The organism is Oceanobacillus caeni, assembly GCF_019037185.1.
Taxonomy (GTDB): Bacteria; Bacillota; Bacilli; order Bacillales; family Amphibacillaceae; genus Oceanobacillus; species Oceanobacillus caeni.
Window position 1 is genome coordinate 1 of record NZ_JAHHXM010000045.1, and the last position, 22,968, is coordinate 22,968.

The 22,968-nt window shown below is 35.0% G+C and carries 23 protein-coding genes; 8 read left to right on the forward strand and 15 right to left on the reverse strand.

Annotated elements, in window-relative coordinates; all coding sequences use genetic code 11:
- Window positions 1-78: 78 nt before the first annotated feature.
- The 4 genes from KM885_RS16075 to KM885_RS16090 all read left to right on the forward strand — a co-directional run bounded on the left by KM885_RS16075 (window position 79) and on the right by KM885_RS16090 (window position 4,346).
- The gene (locus KM885_RS16075) at window positions 79-1,665 is read left to right on the forward strand and encodes a transglycosylase domain-containing protein (RefSeq protein ID WP_338113693.1); all 1,587 of its coding nucleotides are present in this window, start codon (window positions 79-81) and stop codon (window positions 1,663-1,665) included.
- A 207-nt stretch (window positions 1,666-1,872) separates the two neighbouring features.
- Entirely contained in the window at window positions 1,873-2,526 is a 654-nt protein-coding gene (locus KM885_RS16080; RefSeq protein ID WP_047186775.1) for a GNAT family N-acetyltransferase, read from the forward strand.
- Window positions 2,527-3,183, forward strand: a complete 657-nt coding sequence (locus KM885_RS16085; RefSeq protein WP_047186776.1) for an acetoin utilization AcuB family protein — start codon at window positions 2,527-2,529, stop codon at window positions 3,181-3,183.
- Window positions 3,180-4,346 (forward strand): acetoin utilization protein AcuC, encoded by a 1,167-nt coding sequence (locus KM885_RS16090; protein WP_047186777.1) that lies wholly within the window; start codon window positions 3,180-3,182, stop codon window positions 4,344-4,346. The genes KM885_RS16085 and KM885_RS16090 overlap by 4 nt, the downstream gene beginning before the upstream one ends.
- 155 nt (window positions 4,347-4,501) lie before the next feature.
- On the opposite strand, the gene motS is transcribed toward KM885_RS16090, so the two are convergent.
- The 12 genes from motS to KM885_RS16150 form a co-directional block, all read right to left on the reverse strand.
- On the reverse strand, window positions 4,502-5,269 hold the full coding sequence (motS, locus tag KM885_RS16095; protein WP_047186778.1) for a flagellar motor protein MotS: 768 nt from the start codon (window positions 5,267-5,269) through the stop codon (window positions 4,502-4,504).
- Window positions 5,259-6,083, reverse strand: a complete 825-nt coding sequence (gene motP, locus KM885_RS16100; RefSeq protein ID WP_047186779.1) for a flagellar motor protein MotP — start codon at window positions 6,081-6,083, stop codon at window positions 5,259-5,261. Before motP ends, motS begins: the two co-directional genes overlap by 11 nt.
- A gap of 79 nt (window positions 6,084-6,162) precedes the next feature.
- Window positions 6,163-7,158, reverse strand: a complete 996-nt coding sequence (gene ccpA / locus KM885_RS16105) for a catabolite control protein A (protein WP_047186780.1) — start codon at window positions 7,156-7,158, stop codon at window positions 6,163-6,165.
- A 162-nt stretch (window positions 7,159-7,320) separates the two neighbouring features.
- Window positions 7,321-8,397 (reverse strand): bifunctional 3-deoxy-7-phosphoheptulonate synthase/chorismate mutase, encoded by a 1,077-nt coding sequence (locus KM885_RS16110; protein ID WP_047186781.1) that lies wholly within the window; start codon window positions 8,395-8,397, stop codon window positions 7,321-7,323.
- A 286-nt stretch (window positions 8,398-8,683) separates the two neighbouring features.
- Window positions 8,684-9,073 carry a YtxH domain-containing protein gene (locus tag KM885_RS16115; protein ID WP_047186782.1) on the reverse strand — a complete coding sequence of 130 codons (390 nt, stop codon included), beginning with the start codon at window positions 9,071-9,073 and terminating at the stop codon, window positions 8,684-8,686.
- A gap of 11 nt (window positions 9,074-9,084) precedes the next feature.
- On the reverse strand, window positions 9,085-9,498 hold the full coding sequence (locus KM885_RS16120; protein WP_047186783.1) for a DUF948 domain-containing protein: 414 nt from the start codon (window positions 9,496-9,498) through the stop codon (window positions 9,085-9,087).
- A 473-nt stretch (window positions 9,499-9,971) separates the two neighbouring features.
- Complete coding sequence (gene murC / locus KM885_RS16125) at window positions 9,972-11,279, reverse strand: UDP-N-acetylmuramate--L-alanine ligase (protein ID WP_060667995.1); 1,308 nt, start codon at window positions 11,277-11,279, stop codon at window positions 9,972-9,974.
- Between the two features lie 187 nt (window positions 11,280-11,466).
- Window positions 11,467-12,582, reverse strand: a complete 1,116-nt coding sequence (locus KM885_RS16130; RefSeq protein ID WP_047186785.1) for a nicotinate phosphoribosyltransferase — start codon at window positions 12,580-12,582, stop codon at window positions 11,467-11,469.
- 90 nt (window positions 12,583-12,672) lie between these two features.
- Window positions 12,673-15,192, reverse strand: coding sequence for a DNA translocase FtsK (locus KM885_RS16135; protein WP_060667996.1), 2,520 nt, complete (start codon window positions 15,190-15,192; stop codon window positions 12,673-12,675).
- Window positions 15,193-15,743: 551 nt separating this feature from the next.
- Window positions 15,744-16,349 carry a YtpR family tRNA-binding protein gene (gene ytpR / locus KM885_RS16140; protein ID WP_047186786.1) on the reverse strand — a complete coding sequence of 202 codons (606 nt, stop codon included), beginning with the start codon at window positions 16,347-16,349 and terminating at the stop codon, window positions 15,744-15,746.
- 18 nt (window positions 16,350-16,367) lie between these two features.
- Window positions 16,368-17,165: a DUF1444 domain-containing protein gene (locus tag KM885_RS16145; protein WP_083452508.1), complete on the reverse strand. Its 798-nt coding sequence runs from the start codon at window positions 17,163-17,165 to the stop codon at window positions 16,368-16,370.
- A 60-nt stretch (window positions 17,166-17,225) separates the two neighbouring features.
- Window positions 17,226-17,543 (reverse strand): thioredoxin family protein, encoded by a 318-nt coding sequence (locus tag KM885_RS16150; RefSeq protein ID WP_047186788.1) that lies wholly within the window; start codon window positions 17,541-17,543, stop codon window positions 17,226-17,228.
- A gap of 161 nt (window positions 17,544-17,704) precedes the next feature.
- Between KM885_RS16150 and KM885_RS16155 the strand changes: the two genes are divergently transcribed.
- Window positions 17,705-18,145 (forward strand): YtoQ family protein, encoded by a 441-nt coding sequence (locus tag KM885_RS16155; RefSeq protein WP_060667997.1) that lies wholly within the window; start codon window positions 17,705-17,707, stop codon window positions 18,143-18,145.
- Window positions 18,146-18,171: 26 nt separating this feature from the next.
- Here the strand turns inward: KM885_RS16155 and KM885_RS16160 are convergent, their stop codons facing one another.
- Both KM885_RS16160 and KM885_RS16165 read right to left on the reverse strand, forming a co-directional pair.
- A complete protein-coding gene (locus KM885_RS16160; protein ID WP_060667998.1) occupies window positions 18,172-18,684 on the reverse strand; it encodes a DUF84 family protein in 513 nt (170 codons plus the stop codon).
- Between the two features lie 58 nt (window positions 18,685-18,742).
- Window positions 18,743-19,807, reverse strand: a complete 1,065-nt coding sequence (locus KM885_RS16165; RefSeq protein WP_047186791.1) for a M42 family metallopeptidase — start codon at window positions 19,805-19,807, stop codon at window positions 18,743-18,745.
- 186 nt (window positions 19,808-19,993) lie between these two features.
- Here KM885_RS16165 and KM885_RS16170 point away from each other — a divergent pair, with 186 nt between their 5' ends.
- Entirely contained in the window at window positions 19,994-20,308 is a 315-nt protein-coding gene (locus tag KM885_RS16170; protein WP_047186792.1) for a PepSY domain-containing protein, read from the forward strand.
- A 37-nt stretch (window positions 20,309-20,345) separates the two neighbouring features.
- Here the strand turns inward: KM885_RS16170 and KM885_RS16175 are convergent, their stop codons facing one another.
- On the reverse strand, window positions 20,346-21,200 hold the full coding sequence (locus tag KM885_RS16175; protein ID WP_047186793.1) for a YtnP family quorum-quenching lactonase: 855 nt from the start codon (window positions 21,198-21,200) through the stop codon (window positions 20,346-20,348).
- A 118-nt stretch (window positions 21,201-21,318) separates the two neighbouring features.
- On the opposite strand from KM885_RS16175, the gene KM885_RS16180 reads away from it, so the two are divergent.
- Together KM885_RS16180 and KM885_RS16185 are read left to right on the forward strand one after the other, a co-directional pair.
- Entirely contained in the window at window positions 21,319-21,915 is a 597-nt protein-coding gene (locus KM885_RS16180; RefSeq protein ID WP_225344044.1) for a Maf family protein, read from the forward strand.
- Between the two features lie 196 nt (window positions 21,916-22,111).
- Window positions 22,112-22,672, forward strand: a complete 561-nt coding sequence (locus tag KM885_RS16185) for a MerR family transcriptional regulator (protein WP_047186794.1) — start codon at window positions 22,112-22,114, stop codon at window positions 22,670-22,672.
- Window positions 22,673-22,968 lie beyond the last annotated feature (296 nt).

The following is a 22,968-nucleotide window of genomic DNA, read 5'->3' on the forward strand; positions in this document are numbered from 1 at the left end:
TCACTTGTTTTCTATTTATAAACACAAAAATGACGTAGGTGAGTTTTTCCCACCAACGTCATTTATTGTACAACCTTAATTGATAATAAAACAGGAAGAATTATTAGCTTTTTAGGTAATCGTAATTATAGTGAGGAAAATCAAACAAACTATGCAACAGCTAAAAGACAAATAGGTAGTACAGCTAAACCTTTAGCCGTTTACGCACCAGCAATGGAATTAGGTAAAGTTCAACCTAGTACGACTATCGTCGATGAACCTAGAAGCTGGGGATCATGGAGTCCTAAAAACTATGGTGGTGGAAATTACGGTACGGTAACAGTAAGAAAAGCATTAGCTAGCTCTTATAATATACCTGCAGTTATTACCTATGAGAAAATAATTTCACAAGACCCTGCTAGCTATTTGGAAAAAATGGGTGTTACTTCTCTAGTAGAAGCTGACCATCAAAATCTATCTTTTGCTCTTGGAGCATCTGAGAATGGTATATCTGTTGAAGAAAACATTAATGCTTATGCAACCTTTGGCAATAATGGAAAATTTGCAGATGGTTATATGATAGATAAGATTACAACAGCTGATGGTGATGTTGTATATGAGCACGAAACAAAACCTGTTGATGTTTTTTCACCACAAACAACATATCTTACAATTGATATGATGCGAGATGTCATAAATAGTGGTACGGGTGCTTATGTAAAATCAAGGTTAAAATATGGTGGTGTTGACTGGGCAGGAAAAACAGGTACTTCACAAAATTATGATGATGCATGGTTCATTGCTACTAACCCGAACGTAACATTCGGAACATGGCTTGGTTATGAGATCCCTGATTCTATTTACGACAGTTCTTCTTCACTAAGTTACAGTCAACGTACGCAAAATTTATGGGCACAATTAATTAATGCAGCTTCTGATATTAATCCGGAACTTGTAGCACCTTCCGAAAGATTTAAACAGCCGGATGGTATTGTCTCTAGAAGTTACTGTAGTATCTCAGGTGACTTGGCATCTGATTTATGCCAAAAAGCCGGGTTAGTAAAATCAGACATCTATAATTCGAAATATGTACCTACTAAGGTAGATGATAGTTTAATAGCAGGTTCACAAATTGTTATAGCTGGAAAAGCTGTTGCAGCTGGGTCAGATACACCTAAGGAATTCACTTTAGGAAATGGGCTCATGTTTAATCCTGAATGGCTGGAACGCAAAGGGATTAACAATGTTAGCCAACTCATTCCCCGAACCGATACAGATAAATGGCAACAAATTGGTGCTCCTAAAACTAGGTTAGCATCCTATAAAATTGAAAATGATGGCAAAGCTCCTTTAGCGCCGACGTCAGTAAACTATAAGGATAATAAGCTTAAATGGAATAAACCAGACTCAAGTGATATAGTCGGATACCGGATTTATCGCAAATCGAACTCCGATGGAAATTATAAACTTGTAGGAAACACTTCAAATACTGAGTTCTCAGTTGAAGATGACAATGCGACTTATCAAGTAAAAGCAGTTGATTATTTTGGCTTAGAGTCTAGTCCATCTAATGAAATTGTAATTGGCAAAGACCCTAAATCAGCTGATGAATCCGAGTCGAAAAAGGCAAAAGAAGAGAAGGAACAAAAAAAGAAAGAAGAAAAGAAAAAAGAGAAACAAGAATAACATAGGCACAGCTCAGAAAGTGCTTAATATTAAAGAAGGTACTCGTTGTCGGGTATCTTCTTTTTTCTAATAGAGACGGAACTTATTAGCTCCGCCCCTACCATTAGAAAAACTCATTCATGAAAATGTTACAAAAGACTAAAACTTTTTCGAATTATCTTGTATACTATAGTTAATACGGATGACCTGAAATTAGGTGGTGAAAACATGGAACACATCAAGACCCATTACAAGATGCAACGAGAGACCTCATCAGAACCCATTGTGATTGAGGGTCCACTCTCCTCGAATGAATTACAGCAATATCACTTTCATGAGAAATTAACTGCATTTAGGCCAGCACATAAACAATTTGAGGCGCTTCAAAAAATCGCTGACTTTCCGGAAGGCAGAATAATAGTAGCTCGTACACTTGATACTATTATTGGATATGTCACTTATGTGCATCCTGATCCACTTGAAAGATGGTCTGAATTTAACATGCAGGATTTGATTGAATTAGGGGCAATAGAAATCATCCCAGAATTTCGTGGTGAAAAAGTCGCTTCTAACCTTCTTGAAATTTCCATGCGTGATGAATTTATGGAAAATTATATTATAATTTCTACAGAATATTATTGGCATTGGGATTTAGAAGGAACCAAATTAAGCATCTGGAATTATCGAAAATTAATGGAAAAAATGATGGCAGCCGGTGGATTACTCCCCGCTCCAACAGATGACCCGGAAATTATTTCTCATCCCGCAAATTGTTTGATGGTCCGTATCGGGAAAAATGTTCCGGAAGAATCTGTAAAGAAATTTGATGAATTACGATTCCTATCAAGAAATAAGGATCGTTCTATGAGGGAGGGTTTATAAATGTTAGTACAGGAAATCATGAAAACTGAGGTGATTACTCTACCCCAAAATGCAACAATTGCTAACGCCCTACAATTATTACAAGATCATCGTATTCGCCATATACCTATTGTCAATGATAACAATGAAGTAATTGGTATTGTTTCTGACCGTGATGTAAGGGATGCAAGCCCTTCAGTCTTGTTAAAGAATGATAGCATAGAACAAAATGAATTAGAGAATGAAATAAAAATGATTATGACTACACCTGTTATTACAATCCATCCGCTTGATTTTGTAGAAGAAATTGCACGTGTGTTTTATGATAAGGAAATTGCTTGTTTACCAGTTGTGAATAAAAATAAACTGGTCGGTATTGTGACGGAAAAGGATATGTTATATACGTTAATTCAGTTAACAGGGATAACGGTACAAAGCTCCGTAATTGAGGTAAAAGTTCCCGACGTCCCAGGGATTATTCCTGAGGTTGCAGCTATTTTTGGAAAACGCAAAGTGAATATTGCATCCGTATTGGTCTACCCATTTAAAGATGATCCAAATTATAAAATACTTGTTTTTCGAATCCAAACAATGAATCCGCTTCCATTCATTCAAGACTTACGAAATGCTGGCTACAAATTAATGTGGCCTAATAATATTCCGGAGCCAAAAGTATGAAAAGGAACGCAGCTTTTATATTTTCTGATCAATTTTTAGAATACCATTTTCATGAAAATCACCCTTTCAATCAAAAACGAATTCAATTAACGAAAGAATTATTGGAACAATCGAATGCATTAACTTCTGAGGACTTACTTTTACCTCGTAAAGCGTCAGATAAAGAAATAGCATTATTTCATGATGAAGATTATATAGAAGCAGTTAAAAGAGCAAGTTTTAACCAATTAACTGATGACGAGAAACGTGAATTCGGTCTTGGTACGGAAGACACTCCCATTTTTGATGGTATGCATGAAGCATCCGCCCTGCTCGTCGGAGGTTCATTAACAGCTGTAGATGAAGTTATAAATGAACGTGTTAATCATTCGTTGAATATAGGCGGTGGACTACATCACGGATTTAAGCGGAAAGCTTCTGGATTTTGTATTTATAATGATGCGGCTATTGCTATTAGATATATAAGAAAAAATTATAATTTAAGGGTATTGTATGTTGACACGGATGCCCATCATGGTGATGGAGTTCAAAGTGCATTTTATGATGACCCTAATGTATGTACATTTTCAATCCACGAAACAGGTAGGTATTTATTTCCGGGTACAGGTGAAGTAAACGAACGGGGAATAAAACAAGGATTTGGTTATTCATTTAATCTCCCTATCGATGCTTTTACACAAGACGAATCCTTTTTGGAAGTTTATGAGGGGGCTATTAGAAGAATTGCGGAGTTCTTTAAACCTGACATTATTATTACACAAAACGGAGCAGATGCACATACATATGACCCCCTAACCCATCTTTGCACTTCTATGAAAATATATGAACGTATTCCTGAGATTTCCCATGAATTAGCCCACGAGTACTGTAACGGGAAATGGATTGCCCTTGGGGGAGGAGGCTACGACATTTGGCGAGTTGTTCCAAGAGCATGGGCTCAAATTTGGAATGTCATGAAAATGGGTACAATTAGCACCGGCCCTCTCCCACGCACATGGATTGAAAAGTGGAAAAAGGAATCGCCTGTAAATATTCCGAATCATTGGCATGACACAAATGAAGAAGCATTTCCTTACATTCCTAGAAAACCAGAAATTAACGATAAAAATAGTAAACTACTAAATCAATTACTAAAATACACGTTTAAACCACAAAAGAAATGATAACAACTATCTACAGTTCTTAATAAAGTAGACTTCCATCCGATCTCCCACCTACTTTCTTTGTTCCCCAGAAGCTTAAGGTGGGAATCTACTGCCCGTATAGGTCGGATAAAGAGGAATAAAAAGAGCAGGTGCATATTCAGCAACTGCTCTTTTTATTCCATAATTACAATTTCTACTCTCCGATTTTTACCCCAGTGTTTTTCAGAATCGTTTGGTGCTATAGGTCTAGTATCTGCATAACCAACTGATGAGAATCTTTTTTCATCCAATTCAAATCCATTAGTTAAATAGCGAATAACACTACCGGCGCGAGCTGCCGATAATTCCCAATTCGATGGATACCTATAGTTTGTTATCGGCCTAGAATCAGTATGCCCTTCTACACGCACTTGGTTTGGAACATCTTTTAAGAGAAGACCTATCTTATCTAAAAATGGTTTAGCCGAATTTAATACGGTTGCCTCTCCAGTGTCAAATAAGATATTCTCCTGCAAGACTAATACAACACCTTCATCTGATCGCTTAGCCGTAATAGCACCATTTAAATTATTATTATCAAGAAAAGATTCTACTTCACTAACTAGATTATCTAGAGAGTTCCCTTCTTCCGTCTTAGGTGTTTGATCACTTAAATCACTTTCATCCAAGTCACTATTCAACTTTCCTTCTAAGTTATCCCCTTTTTCATTTTTGGATTGTTCAGCAGGTTGATTGGAAGGAACTATAGAAGGATAAAAATCAAAAATCATTCTGTTTTGGAATGATTCTTGAACCGCCTCAAAGCGTTCATCGTCAAGGTTTGACATAGCAAATAATAGTATGAAGAAAACTAAAATTAAGGTTACCATATCAGAATAGGTAACCATCCATTTTGGTGCACCAGTTTCTTTAATGGACTTCCTCTTTCTCCTACGCTTCATTAATGCTTTCTCCTATGATATTAGAAGTCTGGATTTCTTTTTGCTTTTCTTGATCTTCATTGGAAAGAAATGCATTTAGTTTCTCCTCAAGGATACGTGGATTCTGTCCGGATTGTACACCAATAATTCCCTCAATGATTATTTGCTTATAAAAAGCCTCTTCTTCTGTTTTCCCCTCTAACTTATTTGCCATAGGCGTAAACACAAGATTAGCTAACACAGTTCCATATAATGTCGTTAATAGTGCCACAGCCATACTAGGTCCTAATGTAGACGGATCAGATAATTGATTTAACATCAAAACGAGTCCAATCAACGTACCTATCATTCCCCATGAAGGTGCGTATTCAGCTGCCTTTTCAAACAAAGACCTACTTTTCGCGTGTCTTTCTTCCATTGCCATAATTTCTGCTTCTAGAATATCATTGATTACTTCAGGTTCAACGCCATCTACAACAAGTAATAAACCTTTACGTATAAATGGATCATCAATACCATCCAAATCATTTTCTAAAGCTAAAATACCTTCTCTCCGCGCCCTTTCAGCTAATCGAGAAAAAAGCGCAATTAACTCAGGTAACTGCTTACTATTTTGAAGGGAAGTCGCCTTAAATAACTTGAAAATTAGTTTGAGTTGTTCCATTTTAAAAGCGATTAACATAGAGGCTATTAGGCCACCAATTACAATCAGAATACTAGATACATCAATAAATGATACAGCACCTTCTGTACCGCCACTTGAAAGAATCGCTAGCATAATAACGATAAAACCAAATGTAATGCCGATAGGAGTTAATATATCTTTTTTACTCATTTTCTAAATCTCCCCAACCATTTAAAAGATATAGATGAATGTAATTTACATCCATCTATATCTTTTATCGGCATCATTTTTATAAAGTTGAATTTCTTAACTCAATTCTATGAGGCAATATGACATTTTTTTCAGCAACTTCTTCTTTATTCATAAATTTTGTCAATAAGCGCATTGCAACTGCACCGATGTCATACATAGGTTGTACAACTGTTGAAAGCGTCGGACGAACCATGGTTGCAAGTCGAGTATTATCAAAACCAAAAATTTCTACATCATTCGGAACATTATACCCCATATCTTGAACACCATGGATAACACCTAATGCCATTTCATCTGAAGCGACAAAAATAGCCTCTGGTTTTTCATCTAAAGCCGCTAATTGCTTGGCAGCTTCAAGCCCGGACTCATAAGAATAATCACCTTGTACAATGAATTCTTCCTTAATCGGAACATTTGCCTCAGCTAATGCACGCTTATAGCCGGCAAATTTATGTTCATTAATACTTGTATCTTCTCCGCCACCAACATATGCCGGATTTTTCTTTCCTTTATCAACAAAATGCTTTGTTGCTTCATAAGCAGCTTCTTCATAATTAATATTTACAGATGCTAATTCCTTTGTGTCATCATAAGTTGCTGCTAACACGATTGGAACATTCGAAGTATTAAATTGTTGCAAGTGTTCTTCAGTAATGGTTCCACCCATAAACAATATTCCATCTACTTGTTTTTCCAACATTGTATTAATTAACGCTAACTCTTTATCTTTATTTTGATCTGAATTACTTAAAATAACATTATATTTATACATAGTTGCAATATCTTCTATACCACGAGCTAATTCTGAAAAGAAAATACTGGATATATCTGGAATGATTGCACCTACAGTGGTTGTCTTTTTACTAGCTAATCCTCTAGCTACCGCGTTTGGTCGATAACCTAAACGTTCTATTGTCGCTAAAACTTTTTTACGTGTTGTTGGCTTTACATTTGGATTTCCATTCACTACTCTCGAAACCGTAGCCATAGACACATTTGCTTCTCTTGCTACATCATAAATTGTTACAGTCATTACTGTGTTTACCTCCTATATTATAAATCCAGTCTTTTGTTTATATCATACTCTAACATGATAAAAAAAACAAAAATAACCGTCTTTTATAGTTAATTCATTAATTATAGTCTTACGATAAAGAAAGACTAATCAATATTGATTAGTCTTTTCTAAACATACCTATTTTAAACGATTCTCTAAATCTGTTAGTTCTTCATAGAAACGATCGAATGTTGGGATGTCCATTTGTTGTGCTGAATCAGAAAGTGCTACAGCAGGATCTGGATGGACCTCTGCCATAATTCCATCTGCTCCAATAGCAAGGGCTGCTCTTGCCGTCGGAAGTAATAAATCACGGCGACCAGTTGAATGTGTAACGTCTACCATTACAGGTAAGTGTGTTTCTTGTTTTAGAATTGGAACCGCGGAAATATCTAATGTATTTCTTGTTGCTTTTTCATAAGTTCTAATACCGCGTTCACATAGAATAACATTTCCATTACCACTAGAAACAATGTATTCAGCAGCATTAATATATTCAGAAATTGTAGCAGAAAGACCACGTTTTAATAAAACTGGTTTATCAATTTGACCTGCAGCTTTTAACAATTCGAAGTTTTGCATATTTCTTGCACCGATCTGGATAACATCAATATATTCAACAGCCTTTTCTAAATCTGTTGGTGTAACAATTTCACTAATCGTAACTAGATCATATTCATCTGCAATACGTTTTAAGATTTGTAAGCCTTCTAATCCTAGACCTTGGAAATCATATGGTGATGTTCTTGGCTTAAATGCGCCCCCACGCAATAATTTAAGTCCTTTACCTTTAATAGATTCAGCAACCTGTGCTACTTGATCATAACTTTCTACTGCACATGGACCAAACACATGGTTAATATTACCGTTCCCAATTTTCACACCTTTAATATCAATAACTGTGTTTTCAGGCTGTCTCTTACGGGATACAAGAAGCGCTTTTTGATGATCTTCCTCTTGCAATTCTAGTCCAGCCTTAAAAATTTCTTTAAATATATGAACAATGGTTGAGTTTTCAAATGGTCCTGTATTCTTTGCGGTAATAAGGTCTAACATTTCACGTTCTCTAACAGGATCAAACTCTTTTCTAATACTTTGCTTTGTTTTTATTTGTCCAATTTCTTGAACAAGTGATGCGCGTTTGTTGATTAATTCTAGTATTTCCAAATTTACTTCGTCTAATTGATTTCTTAATTGCTCAAATTGATTCGTCATTTTATGCGCCCCCAGAAAAATAATAACATTTATAATTAATTTATAATTAGTGACAATTATAGCTAACATTCTTACATTTGTCACCATTTAGTTTTACGATTAATGTAATTTTTTTCATCATTCCTTAAATAAAAAGAAAAGCGGAAGCGCCCGTTTAGCGACGTATGGACTGCGCCTGGCCATGCCAGGAGGTGAAGGAAGTGTCGCTACGGCTTTAGCGCTGGAGCTAGACACGAAAGAAAAAACTACAACCCATAATGGACTGTAGTTTAGGAAATAATTTTCTTTACTTTTCAGAATCTGCTGCTTCAACTAACGTTTTGTCTTCATTATTGAACTTAGTAGATATTGATTTAGTTAAATCTTGTGTTTTTTTAGTTAGATCCTGTGTTTTTTGAGAAACATTTTTGGTAATGTTAGAAGTAGTATCCATTGCACGTTTTTTAAACTCAACGCTTGTTGTAAAAGCTTTATCTTTCCAGTCACTACTCTTTTCCTGTGCAATTTCTTTCCAATCCCCAGCACGGTTTTTCACTTGTTGAGCACCTTCATTAATATCACCTCTAAGTTCTTTACCTGATTTAGGTGCAAAAACCAATGCAATAGAAGCTCCAACTATCGTACCAACAAATGTTCCGATTACAAAATCCTTCATGTTAATGTTGTTTTCACTCATATTATTACCTCCTACTTATTTTTGTTCCTTCTTCCATTTACAAAATCTACTATAGCTGCCCCCCATTTTACAGCTTGAGCAGCTTTTTCTTGGTCAATCTTGGAAGCCACAGAAATACTATTTGATATCTCATTTAGAGATTGACTAAAATCTTTCATGGAATCCCCAATTCCTTTAGCGCCATCAAATAAAGTATCCAACTTCCCAGTTTTTTCATTCATATCTTCAGCTAATTTATTCGTTTTAGATAATAACTCAGTTGTTTCTGTTGTAACACCTTGCATTTGTTTTTCAATACCTTGAATTGTAATGGAAACATCTTTTAACGTCTCTTTTGTTGCCTTTATTGCAATCACTACATAAATAACTAGAATAACAAACGCTAAAGCCGCAATAAACGCAGATATGTATAGTAAAAACTCCATATCTCTTTCATCTCCTTATGTATAATAACTTATGTAAAGGCATGACAATGGTTCATTTTTAATAATTTCCCTATTTATCAATACCTAAACCTGTTTTTAAATAAATTTAAAAACAGACCTAGCTTTAGTATATAACTTTCTAATAATTAATTCGACATTAAACAAATAAAAACCTTTTTTGTAAGGTAAGAAAATATATAATTAAGCTTATCAAATTCTTTCTTAGGGAAGGTTACGTCCAGCTCCAATGCCCAACAACTAGCGAGACTGCCCTCACCTAAAAAACATGATAAAGAAGTCTTGCCAATTGGTGAATCCAGAGGTCTAGTCGCACTTATACCCTTGTGGTGAAAGTCAATATCGACTCACTCCGTACGTCGCGTTTTTAGCCTGTAAGGGCGATTCCACTTTTGTTTATAAAAAGAAAAAAGCCTGAAAACAATCAGACTTATTATCTTTTAATGATTATTCATTTAATGTTGTATTGCATTGTTCACACTTTCATATGCTTCTTCGAATTTCTGAATATCTCCTGCCCCCATAAAGATAAGCACACTATCCTTATATTCGGCTAATACTTCCGTATGATCAAGTTCCAATATTTCACTATCATCAATTAACTTCTGTAAATCTTCAACAGTCAATTTTCCTGAATCTTCTCTAGCAGAACCAAAAATATCACATAAATAAACTTTATCTGCATCACTTAAACTGTCAGCAAATTCTTGTAAAAATGTTTTTGTTCTAGTAAATGTATGAGGTTGAAAAATAGCAATAATTTTTTTATTAGGATATTTCTTTTTTGCTGAATCAATTGTTGCAGTTATTTCTTTAGGATGATGTGCATAATCATCTATTAGAACTTGAGTTCCTAGTTTCTTTTCGGTAAAGCGTCTTTTAACTCCTTGGAATGAAGAAATTCTCTTAATATCCTCTACCTTTATATCTTCATAATGACACATCGCAATAACCGCTAATGCATTTAATACACTATGATTTCCGAATAGTGGTGTTGTAAATGTATCATAGTAAGTATTCCTCACAAAGACATCAAAGGTCGTTCCTTCTTCTGATTCATGAACATTTTGTGCTTGAAAGTCATTTGTATCACCAAATCCATAGTATACAACTGGTACTTTAGCTTGAATCTGTTGTAGTTGTTCATCATCCCCGCAAGCAATAATTCCTTTTTTCACTTGATCCGCCATTGATTGAAAAGCATTAAATACATCATTAATACTAGTGAAATAATCAGGGTGATCAAAATCAATATTTGTCATTATTGCATAGTCTGGTTCATAGTTTAAAAAATGGCGTCGATACTCACATGCTTCAAAAACAAAATATTCACTATCAACATGTCCCTTACCGGTTCCATCCCCAATTAAATATGAAATTGGAAATGTTTGATCTAACACGTGGGCCATTAAACCAGTTGTTGACGTTTTACCATGGGCTCCAGTGATTGCAATACTTGTATATTGTTTTAACCATTCTCCCAGAAACTCATGATAACGATAAAATGTACATCCTAATCTTTTGGCTTCCTTAATTTCCACATGTTCATCTGAAAATGCATTTCCTGCAATAATTGTATGTTCTTCTTTAATATTTTTTTCTGAAAAGGGAAGAATAGGAATGTTTTTCTCCTCCAAAGCAACCTGCGTAAAGAATCGTTTCTCCACATCAGAGCCTTGCACATTTTCTCCTGAATCATGAAGTATTTGTGCTAGTGCACTCATTCCTGTTCCCTTTATACCAATAAAATGGTAAGTTGTCATAGAACGAACCTCCATTGTTCATCAAATACCAAAAACTTTTTTGGCACTCACTCATCCTTAAGTGAATGTGTTTTTTTCTACGTTGAAATACTTCTTTGCTATCATTTTACCCCTAACATGTATTCATAAAATACACAATACTGATTTATTATATCAAAAAATGGGTTAGATTTAAAAGTAATATAAGTTATTCATTAAAGTTTAAATATTCTACTCTTTCTAGACGTGGATTAGGACGATATCTTCTTCCCTGTTTTGCTTCAGGTTCACCGTTCAATAAAACATTATCCCCTGTAAATCCTATATTAAGGTTTAGAAGACTTCTTCCTACTCCATACATATCTACTGGTACGTTTTTTGATTCAAATTCCAAAATACGCTTTTCATTAAATCCACCAGAAACCATAATTTTCACGTGGTTATATCCTTCATCGTCTAACGCTTTCCTTAAAGCGAAGATAAGTTCCGGGTTAACACCTCTTGGGTCAAATGAACCCATTAAATGATGATTTCTTAGAAAATATTTATCAACTAGTGTTCGTGAAGTATCTAATCGAACAGAAGCTAATTTATCTCCAAATTCTCTAGCCACTCTTAGTGAATCTGTAATAACATCATTGTTATAATCAACTAAAGCTGCTATTTCGTCATTTGGATAAATTTCATGATAAGCTTTCGTCGCTGCTACAACATCCCCACGGAACATTTGAATCAATGCATGGGGCATCGTTCCCATTCCTTCTTTCCCCCACCACTCATTCATCGCTTGGGTTGCTTGAGCAGTAGAACCTCCAATGTACGCTGCATATCCATCCCCAGCCTGGGTTGTATAGTGGTCATCTCTATCTCCCATAAAGATAACAGGTTTTTGTTTACCGGAGGACTTCGCGGCTTTTACCACATTGTATACATTTGTAGCTACTGATGTTCTTCTTGCTAGAATCCCATCAATGATTCCTTCCAAATACCCAAAATCCTGATATCTGCCGGAAATAGTTAGAACTGTTTCAAAAGGTTCAATCTTATCTCCATCTTTTAATGAGTGGATTTCTATATCCTGTGGGTTATCAGCGAATGTATGAACTAAAGCTATTGCTTCATCCGTTCCGCATAACACCGCATTTTCCTTTTGAAAAAATTGCATCGTAACGTGATTATCCGGGATTTTTTCTTCTACAATCTTTTTCGTTTTTAAAAAATAAACTGCCGAAAACCATCCCTCTTTAATACGTTCATCAAATTTAAATGTTTTATTCGTTAATCTTTTAATTTCACCATTTAGTTTTAATGTAATTTCTTTCATGTCTGCTACTCCTTCAGAAAATCATGAATAAAGGCTACTTATTGCATTTACCCTAATGATGTGACTTTTTCAATAATATTAACATAAATTTTACATATCTTCCTGTTTTTGTCTAATTAATACTTCTCTAGGTTTGCTGCCATTTTGCCCGGAAATGATTCCCTTGTACTCTAATGTGTCCATAAGTCTTGCAGCACGGTTATAACCTATTTTAAAACGACGTTGAATCATAGAAGTACTTGCGCTATTTTGACTTAATACAAAATCAATTACTTCATGTAGTAGTTCATCTTCTTCCTCATCCATATGAACTTGTTCTAATAAATCTTCTGGTTCAAATAAGTAATTTGGTTCTGCAATACTTCTTGCATAGTTTGTAATTCTTTCTATTTCTTCATCAGATACAAATGGGCCTTGAAGACGTACACTTTTACCGGCTCCGTTTTCTACAAATAACATATCTCCTCTTCCAAGTAATTTTTCTGCCCCACTTACATCAATAATAGTACGTGAGTCTACCTGGGAAGATACACTGAATGCAATTCGGGTAGGGATATTCGCTTTAATTAACCCGGTTATAACATCAACGGAAGGCCTTTGTGTTGCTAAAATGAGATGAATTCCACAAGCTCTTGCTTTTTGTGCTATTCGGCTTATTGAATCTTCTACATCCTGTGGGGACGTCATCATTAAATCAGCTAATTCATCAATCACAATAACAATAAAAGGCATTTTTTCATCTATTCTATTTTGCTGTCTAATTTTTTTATTATAAGCCTCTATATTCCTTACACCTTCATGGACAAACCGTTCATAACGATCTTCCATTTCCGTTACTGCCCATTTTAAACTTTGTGTTGCGGCTTTCACATCTGTGATCACCGGCGTCACTAAATGAGGAATCCCATTATATGGTGCAAGTTCCACCATTTTCGGATCGATTAACAATATTTTTACATCTTCATGACTTGCTTTATATAAAAGACTCACAAGCATTGTGTTTATGCAAACACTTTTACCTGACCCCGTTGCACCTGCAATTAATCCATGTGGCATTTTTTGAATATCCGTAATTTTGGGTTCCCCTTCTATACTTAAACCTAATGCTACGGTTAGCGGTGATTTGCTATCTTTAAAAGCTTCCGTTTCAAAAATTTCCTGAAGTCCAACCATTTGCGATTTTTGATTAGGAATTTCAATCCCAACTGTATTTTTCCCTGGAATTGGCGCTTCAATTCTAATATCCCTTGCCGCCATATTTAATTTCAAATCATCACTTAAATTTTTGATTTTACTTACTTTCACCCCAAGTTCTGGGTGAACTTCAAATCGGGTAACAGATGGTCCCTGTGTAGCCTTTACTACCTTCGCTCTTACATTGAAATGTTTTAAGGTTTCCTCTAGTAACCGTTGTTGTTCTTCCACCCAAACATCATCCGAATCACTTCTTTCAACCCTGTCATTAAGTAAATGATTTGGTATAAAGATTTCTTTTTCCCCATTTGAATGATTAATTGGGGTTGTTTTAACTGGTTTCGCTTTTTCGTTTGGTTGAACTGAATGATTATTTATACTAGTTTCTTTTGGTTTTTCCTCCTTAAAATTACTTTTCAGCTCTTCCATTTTCCTTCTATGCAAATTTCGTTTGTCGCTCGGGGTCATAATTACATTAAACGGGATGACCGTGGACTTTTCATTTTCTTTTACCTTTGTAGGATTAACCTCGGATGCTTCACTTGTATCTGTTGATTCCGCTTGTTTATCTACATCTTCCGCTTTTTCTTCAACTGTTACAGCAACTTCTTCTTTATACTCGTTTTCTTGTACATTTGGTTCTTGTACATTATCTTTTTCTTTCTCAACGTCCTCTATACGTTTGTCTACATACTCCTCTTCCCCATCGCTACTAGTATTCTCTATTTCTGTGGAGTTATCTGTATCCTGTAACTCCAGTTCTATTAAGGATTCATTTATTATTTTGCTTTCGTTGTCTTGTGAGTCGTTCTTCTTCTCCAATAATGAAGATGTATCTAATATATTATCTGCAACATTATTCTCGTCTTGATTCGTCTCTTCCTCAGAATAAACCTCCATTGACATGCTTTCGTGCTCATATTTCTTTTCTTTTTGGTCGGTTTCTTGTTGTATGTATGGTGGAATATCGTCCGTCTTTTCTTCCTTCCGTTCTCTCTTTTGAAATCCAAATATTGGCGACGGAACCTCAGATACTTTAAATGGTTCATCAGTCTTTTTATATATTTTTTTATTATTAGATTTAGGTGGATTACTGTGAATATTTGTCTCTGTATGAAAGGGACTATTTTGTTCAGTTCTATAATGTTTATTCGTATCGTTCTTTCTTTCATTTCTGTTTTGTTTGAAATAAGTTTTTTCCTCTTCCGAATTTTTTACATTCGTATTCTCCGTTTTTTCATCGGGAATAACAGGAAAACGAAAAGGTTTCTCCTTTGGATATCGATACGTAACTCTCGCCTTTAAATCTTGTTGAAATTCCTGGTTATATCCTGATTTTGTTTCATGCGGTTTCTCTATAGGTTCATCACTTTCGATAAACATTTCTTTTATTTTATTTTTCCATTTCTCAAACATAAAACTCACTCATTTCTATTTCCATCAATTGTCTTGTTGACTTAACCTGGATGTTTAATTTTAATCTCCTAAAAGATTGAATAGTAATCAGAGAAAGCCACTTTTTATGTTAAATAAAGCAACTTTAACATTTATAGTCTTTTCTATTGTAGCATGTTTTACATTGATTAAAAGGAAAAATGTACCTAATAGTATTACGAGTAGATGGGTAAAAAGGACTTTAGTTAACGAACAAAGGCGCAAGCGCCCGTTTAGCGACGTACGGACTGGACTGAGCCGTAGGAGATAAAGGAAACACGGTGAGCGTAAGCGAGCCGATGTTGACTTTCACCACAAGGGTATAAGTGCGACTAAGCCTCTGGTTTCACCAATCGGCAAGTCTTCTTTATCGTACGGAGGTGAAGGAAGTCTCGCTAGTCGCTGGGCGCTGGAGCCGGACGTGGCTATTCCTATATCTAAGTTATCCATAGCCATACAATTTTTATAATTTTCTTGACAAGAACAAAAAGCAAAAGCAACCCCATTACTATAAATTTGGGTTGCTTTTGCTTTTAAAATGTAAATTCCTCACCTACACGGGTTGAATCATCAAGTACGTATATTCCTTTTTCTTTCGGCGCATTTGGCATTCCTAATTCTTTTTGGGAACAGATCATACCATTTGATGCTACACCACGCAATTCTGTAGGTTTAATTTTCAATCCGCTTGGCATCGTAGCACCTACTTTAGCTACTACTACTTTTTGCCCTTTGTCAATGTTTGGTGCACCACATACGATCTGAAGCGGCTCTGCTTCACCGACGTCTACCTGACATACACTTAATTTATCGGCATTTTCATGCTGTTCTTTGCTAATAACGTAACCTACAACAAACTTAGGACTTAAATCAAAATCCAAACCATCTTCTATTCCATTTTCCATAAATAAATTTTTAATTTGACTTAGTAATTCTTCTGTCAATTTGATTTTTCCTGTTTGATTTAATTGAAAATGACTTTTGGCATTGAAAATATTATATCCAATTACTTTACCAGCACTTGATAAAATCCTTGTAATATCAGCTATCTTTTCAAATTTAATATCATAACGATCTCCATCTTCAATTGGAATGATTAATACGTCACCTATACCATCGGGATTATAAAACACATCCATTTTAAACTTCCTCTCTTACTATTTCTCTGGTCTATTTTTTGCAAGAATGAAAATAGGTTCTAGTTTTTTGTTTTCATAAATAAATGGAAGGGATGTAATCGGAATTCTTCCCTCTGCAAAAAACTTCATAGTCATTTGCGCTAAAATATCGTAACCGGTGCTATTTTGAACATCCGCAATAATTAGAACATCTTGATGAGGGACAGCCACTGCAACCTCACCTTTAGCATTCGCTTGCATTTCTTCCAAAAAAGCTTCGTTAAGAATTCGACTTGCATCATATCCATCTTGTGTGGCTATAAAATAAAAATCATTATCCGCTACTGTATCTTTTTTAGGCTCTGTAGATAGAGATCGGACGTTAAATGATGCAACTTCATCAATATGTGCTTTATTCCATCCCTCTTTTTTTAATAATTCCTCATCTAAAAGTTGATAGGATTTACCTAAATCAAGAGCGTAGAAGATTCTTGTTTCCGCAGTATGATCCTTTGTAAGTAGTTTCTTTCCCTTCTTTGTCTCAGTAGGAAAAGACGTAGATCTTATAACTGGAAAAATATTTTTCTCCATCCCAGAAAGTTCTGGTGTTTGGTTCATAATTCTTAAAGCTTCTCTAATATGGGATTCCAGCTCATCAATTGCTTCTTCACCCCTCTGATTATACTTACCAATCATATTGGGTAATGAGATAGTCATACCTTGTTTCGTATCTTTCCATTCTATTCGAAACGTGTTTTTATCGCGATCAAAAGACGTTCTCCAGTTTTCGTTCTTTAATCGTTCTTCTAATTTCTTTTTCATTTGTAAACTCGTCATTTTCACAATAAGCCCCTCCCTTCCTTCTAGTTGAAATTCTATCAAGCATAGTAGCCGTCTTTAAGCTGGCAAACCTTTTATAAAGTCCATAATCTCTTCTTTTGTTTTACGGTCTTTACTTACAAATCTACCCACTTCTTTACCATTTCGATAGGCAAGAAAACTTGGAATTCCTAAAATATCATGTTCTTGACATATTTCAATGAATTGATCACGATCTATTTTAATAAAATTATATTCAGGAAAAGCTTCCTCAATTTCAGGTAATTCCGGTTCTATAAAACGGCAATCACCACACCAATCAGCAGAAAACATCATAATTACATTACTATCTTTAATAAGTTCATTATATTCAGATACAGATTCTAACTGTTTCATTCATTATCCACTCCTTCTTTGATTACTATAACGTTGATTCTCATATGTTTCAAATAACAAACATTCGTTTTATAATAAACGAATGATGTGCAGTTTCTTGGAAAATATGTAAAGATTCATATAATATTAAAAATATGATAAATAATAAGGAGGAAGAAGGCATGGAACTAACTGTATATTTAGCTGGACAAATTCATGACAACTGGAGAGATAAAGTTAAGCAAATAGCACAAGCAAAAAATCTACCACTTACATTTGTTTCTCCCCAAACGAATCATGACCGTTCTGATGACATCGGGGAAGCCATTTTAGGGGAACAGCCTGGTGCGTTATACAAAGACGATGCGGCGTCAGATGTTAATAATTTCAGAACACAAGTGTTAATGCAAAAAGCCGATATTGTGATTGCTTTATTTGGAGAAAAATATAAACAATGGAATACGGCAATGGATGCGAGTACTGCAATCGCCATGAATAAACCTACTATACTTATTCGACCTACATCATTGATTCATCCTCTTAAAGAATTATCTAATAAAGCGAATGTTACAGTTGAAACGGTAGAACAAGCCTTAGAAGTAATAGCATATATTTATGAATAATAATAAGAACTAGAATGTGTGCCATTCTAGTTCTTATTATGTTCTTCCCAATATTCCCACTGGCCACGTAATAGTTTCATTATATGACTAAACATTTCTTTTCGCGATATTAAGTCATTTGTAAAAATTCCAATTGCACCTTCCTTATTTCTCACTTCTTTTCGCATCGAATAATCATCCATAATGTCGCCTAATTCCATGCCTTCTTGTAGTTTTAGGTCAATTTCCTTTGGTAAAAAAATACGAGCACCACTTGCAGTGAAAGTTTGGTCTTCTGTCATAAGTACGCCCCAATTACATAAATAAAGCTCATTTCCTACGTACATGACTCCACCTTCAAGACCTATTCCGATCACATTTGAGGAGGAATTCAGACAATGCCTTGCACGATTCATTGCACCTTTTCTTGTTTCTTCATCGGAAAAAGGTTGTGCTGAAACATCAGAAGGAACATTCAGTGGGGTCAGTTTAGCTTCGGGAAATATTTCTTCTACCGCTTTAGTCTTTGTTGGATTTTTGGAACCTACAATAATATTCAATTCTAAACCACCTTAACGTAAGAGTAACTGCTGTCCACTAAAACAGCAGTTACCTTTTTTATTTCCCACGAACTAAATCAACTGTGTTTTGATCTGTTGCTTTTACTAATTTAATAAGTAATTCTTTCGCTGCAGCATAATCGTCTATATGAATTAACGAAGCAGATGTATGGATATAACGCGAGCAAATTCCTACTACCGCCGTTGGAACTCCTTCATGAGAAAGATGAATGCTGCCTGCATCTGTACCACCTTGTGAGACAAAATATTGATATGGAATATCATTTGATTCCGCCGTATCTAAAATAAATTCTCTCATACCTTGACTCGTAATCATTGTTCGATCAAAAATTCTTACTAGTACACCTTTTCCTAATTGGCCAAAGGCCGTCTTATCCCCGGAAGCATCGTTAGCTGGAGAAGCATCTAATACGTATGAAATATCAGGCTTTATCATGTTTGATGCAACTTTTGATCCTCTTAATCCAACTTCCTCTTGTACAGTTGCTCCAGAATATAATTCATTTGGTAAAGTCTCATGTTGTAACTCTTTTAATAATTCAATTGACAAACCGCATCCATAGCGATTATCCCAAGCTTTCGCTAGTATTTTTTTTTGGTTAGCCATTGGTTGAAACGGCGTTACTGGCACAATCGTATCTCCAGGTCTAACCCCAATTTTTTTAACATCCTCTTTATCATCAGCACCAATATCCAATAACATATTTTTAATTTCCATTGGCTTTTTACGTTGTGCTTCAGACAATAAATGTGGAGGAATAGATCCAATTACTCCTATTACCGGTCCATTTTTAGTTAGGACTTGCATTCGTTGTGCAAGTAAAACTTGATTCCACCAACCTCCAAGTGGCTGAAAACGAATCATTCCATTATCTGTAATTTGTGTTACCATGAACCCAACTTCATCCATATGACCCGCAACCATTACTTTTGGTCCGTTACCATGTTTCACCCCAAACAAACCGCCCAAATTATCTTGAATGATTTCGTCGGAGTATTTTTCTAATTCTTTTTTCATAAAAGCACGAACAGCATGCTCATTCCCAGAAGCACCTGGAAGCTCTGTTAATTTTTTAAAAAGATCAAGTGTTTCTTGATTCATTTCATCCCCTCCATTTATATGTATCATACTTTTTGAACATCCTCTTTAAGTATAACGGAAATAGTTTAATTTATTCCATTCAGAGTCTTCATTTCCATTTAGAAATAGATAATGTATACTAATTTATATAGAAAGCAAACATATTCTATAGGTGTACCTACAATGAACAGACTAGGAGGTTTAGTAATGAAAAAGAGAAATATTCTTTTAGCTGCAGCAATTGGTTTTACTTTCGGATATATTACAAATCAACAAGTACAAGTACGTCAAAAAGTAAGTCCTGAAACGGCATTAAAAAACGCAAAAGAACTTTTTAAGAAGTCAGGTCCAATTAATGGCTCTTGGATTTATATGAAACCTGAATCTGTTGAAAAGAATGGTCTCCCGTATCAAGCTTACCGTGGTGGTATAACAAGAAATATTAACGGAGAAAATATACAATACGAATTCTACGTGGATGTTGAAACAGGTGGAATCATATCAGCTAACAAAACTGAATAAGAAATTGGCAATATAATTGCCAATTTCTTATTCATTATCAATATTCATAACGCTCTCGCTTCACTTCATCTACTTTCTTACCTTCTTGATTAAATTTAATTGCACGATAATATGCATCATGGTAAAAGGTATACCATGATCCTCTGTTGTAACCATACTCCATCCAGTTTTCCTTTTCATGAACGGATGTTACAGGGTAATCATCGTAAGCCATTGCCCAAAGTTTATTTTGATGGGCGTGTGTAGGCATTATATCGGCCAGGTGAATAAAGGATTCTTCTCCTTCTTCAAAAACTATAATAGCATGTCCATCACTATGACCGCCTGTATGGATCATCCGTAAGCCTTCTAAAATTTCCAGTTCATCTGCAAATGTTTCTACTTGTTCTTCAACAGGCTGCCAATTGCTTTCCCAATATGTATTGACAGATCTAATATTCGGATTTCTCATTTCATTCCATTCTATTGCAGATGTGTAAATCGTTGCATTTTTAAAAATAGATTCGTATTCATCTTCATCCATTTTTCTCGTTAATCCTGAAGCATGATCATAATGCAAATGAGTCATTAAAATGATATCAATATCATCCACATTTAAATTTAATTCTTTCAAAGACTTTTCGACAGATGATTGTTCTAAAACACCGAAGTTTCGGATTTGCTTTTCTGTAAATTTGTCATTCCCTAATCCCGTTTCAATTAAGATATTTTTTCCATCTAGTTGTAATAGTAAGGGATCGGCTCTTAATTCGATTTGATTTTTATCATTATATGGATATAATCTACTCCACAATGCCTTAGGAACTACACCAAACATAGCACCACCATCTAAGAATGTTACACCGCCGTTTAACCAAGTTAAGTTTGCTCTACCGACCTTCAATTTTTCCAATCCATTCATCCCCTCTCTACACATATCTTAATTTAATTTAGAATATTCTGCAATAACTAACTAAATCTTCACTATTTTGGAACAATCTCTTTTAGTATAGAATGAAAATGAGGATAAGATGATAATAAGAAAGGAAGATAAAATGGAACAACGTTTAATATTAGCTTCCGGGTCTCCGAGAAGAAAAGAATTACTACAAAATATGAATCTTTCATTTGATGTCGTAGTAAGTAATGTAGATGAAACGATAGATCGAACATTGTCAGCCGAAGATTTAGTTCAATCACTTTCTTATCAGAAAGCCTCTTCTATTGCCAAAAGTCATCCAGAGGCGTATGTAATCGGTGCAGATACAATGGTGCTTTTAGATAATCAAGTACTTGGAAAACCTAAGACGGAAGAAAATGCTTTTCAAATGCTTCATCAATTATCTGGGAGACAGCATGATGTATTAACAGGGGTTACGATTATAAAAGGCAAGCAAATTGTTTCTTTTTATGAGAGAACCCTCATTGAATTTTGGCCATTAACAGAAAATGAAATATGGAATTATGTTAAAACAGGTGAACCAATGGATAAAGCAGGTGCTTACGGAATTCAGGGGCTAGGTGCTTATTTAGTCAAGAAGGTAAATGGTGACTATTTTTCGATCGTTGGTTTACCAGTTGCAAGGTTAATGAGAGAATTACAAAAGTTGGGATTCAAGAATTATTAAGAAAAATACACCGAGGTATAATCCCGGATGTATTAAAATATCCTTAATTGAGAATAATTAACCGCCATTAAGTTACAAAATCAAATCATATTTAATGAAAAAATAAAGATTTTATCAAAATTTGTCACACAATACACCCCCACTTCTAAAAGGATTAATTCATTTCATGTTGAATTATTTATTATGGGGTGATTCTATGCATGAAAATGTAGAATGTAAAGAGAAGACTTATTCTACAGCTGAATTAGCGACTATGTTGGGTATGGGCGTGACGACAGTTAGAAAATATGCACAACATTTAGAGAAGGCTGGATATGAATTCCTTAAAACCAAGAATAACGCCCGATTGTTTGTAGACAAAGATATAGAGAAAATACGGCATCTAAAGGATTTAAGAGAGAATCCTCATGTAACTGTAGAACAAGCCACCAATATTGTTATGGGAAAATGGAAAGAGAAAGAAATTGTAAATATTACAGCCCTTCCAAAAACCCCCAAACTTATTAAAGAAGAAAATGTAATTTCAACAGAAATCCTTGAAATGAAAAAATTAATAGAAAAACAAAATGAAATGATTATTTCTTTAATGGAAAGACTTGATCAACAACAAAACATCATAAATGAGTGGTTAAATGAACGAGATAAAGATTTAATGAGAACTATTACCGAAAAATTAGAAACCCAAAAACTAATTGCGGCTACGACCGAGGAAACAACGAATAAAAAGTCCTTTATGGGGAAATTATTCGGAAAATAAAGAAGACCTTCATCAATGGGGGTTTCCTTCATCCCCCACTGATAGTTAGTCGCACTTATCGGACCATTACAGCCGGCTGATCTCCCACCTACCTTCTTTGTTCCCCAGAGTCTTGGGGGAGGAGTTTTATTGCCCGTTGAGGTGGGGTAAATCGCGCGTACATTTAACCTTCCTCCTTTCTTTTTAACTCTTTCAATTCGTTATACGTCTAAATTTCTGATTTAAGTTTACCTAAAAATAAAGATTGACTTCCAACAAAAAACAGGCATTGAAAAGTTCAACCTAATAAATGGACT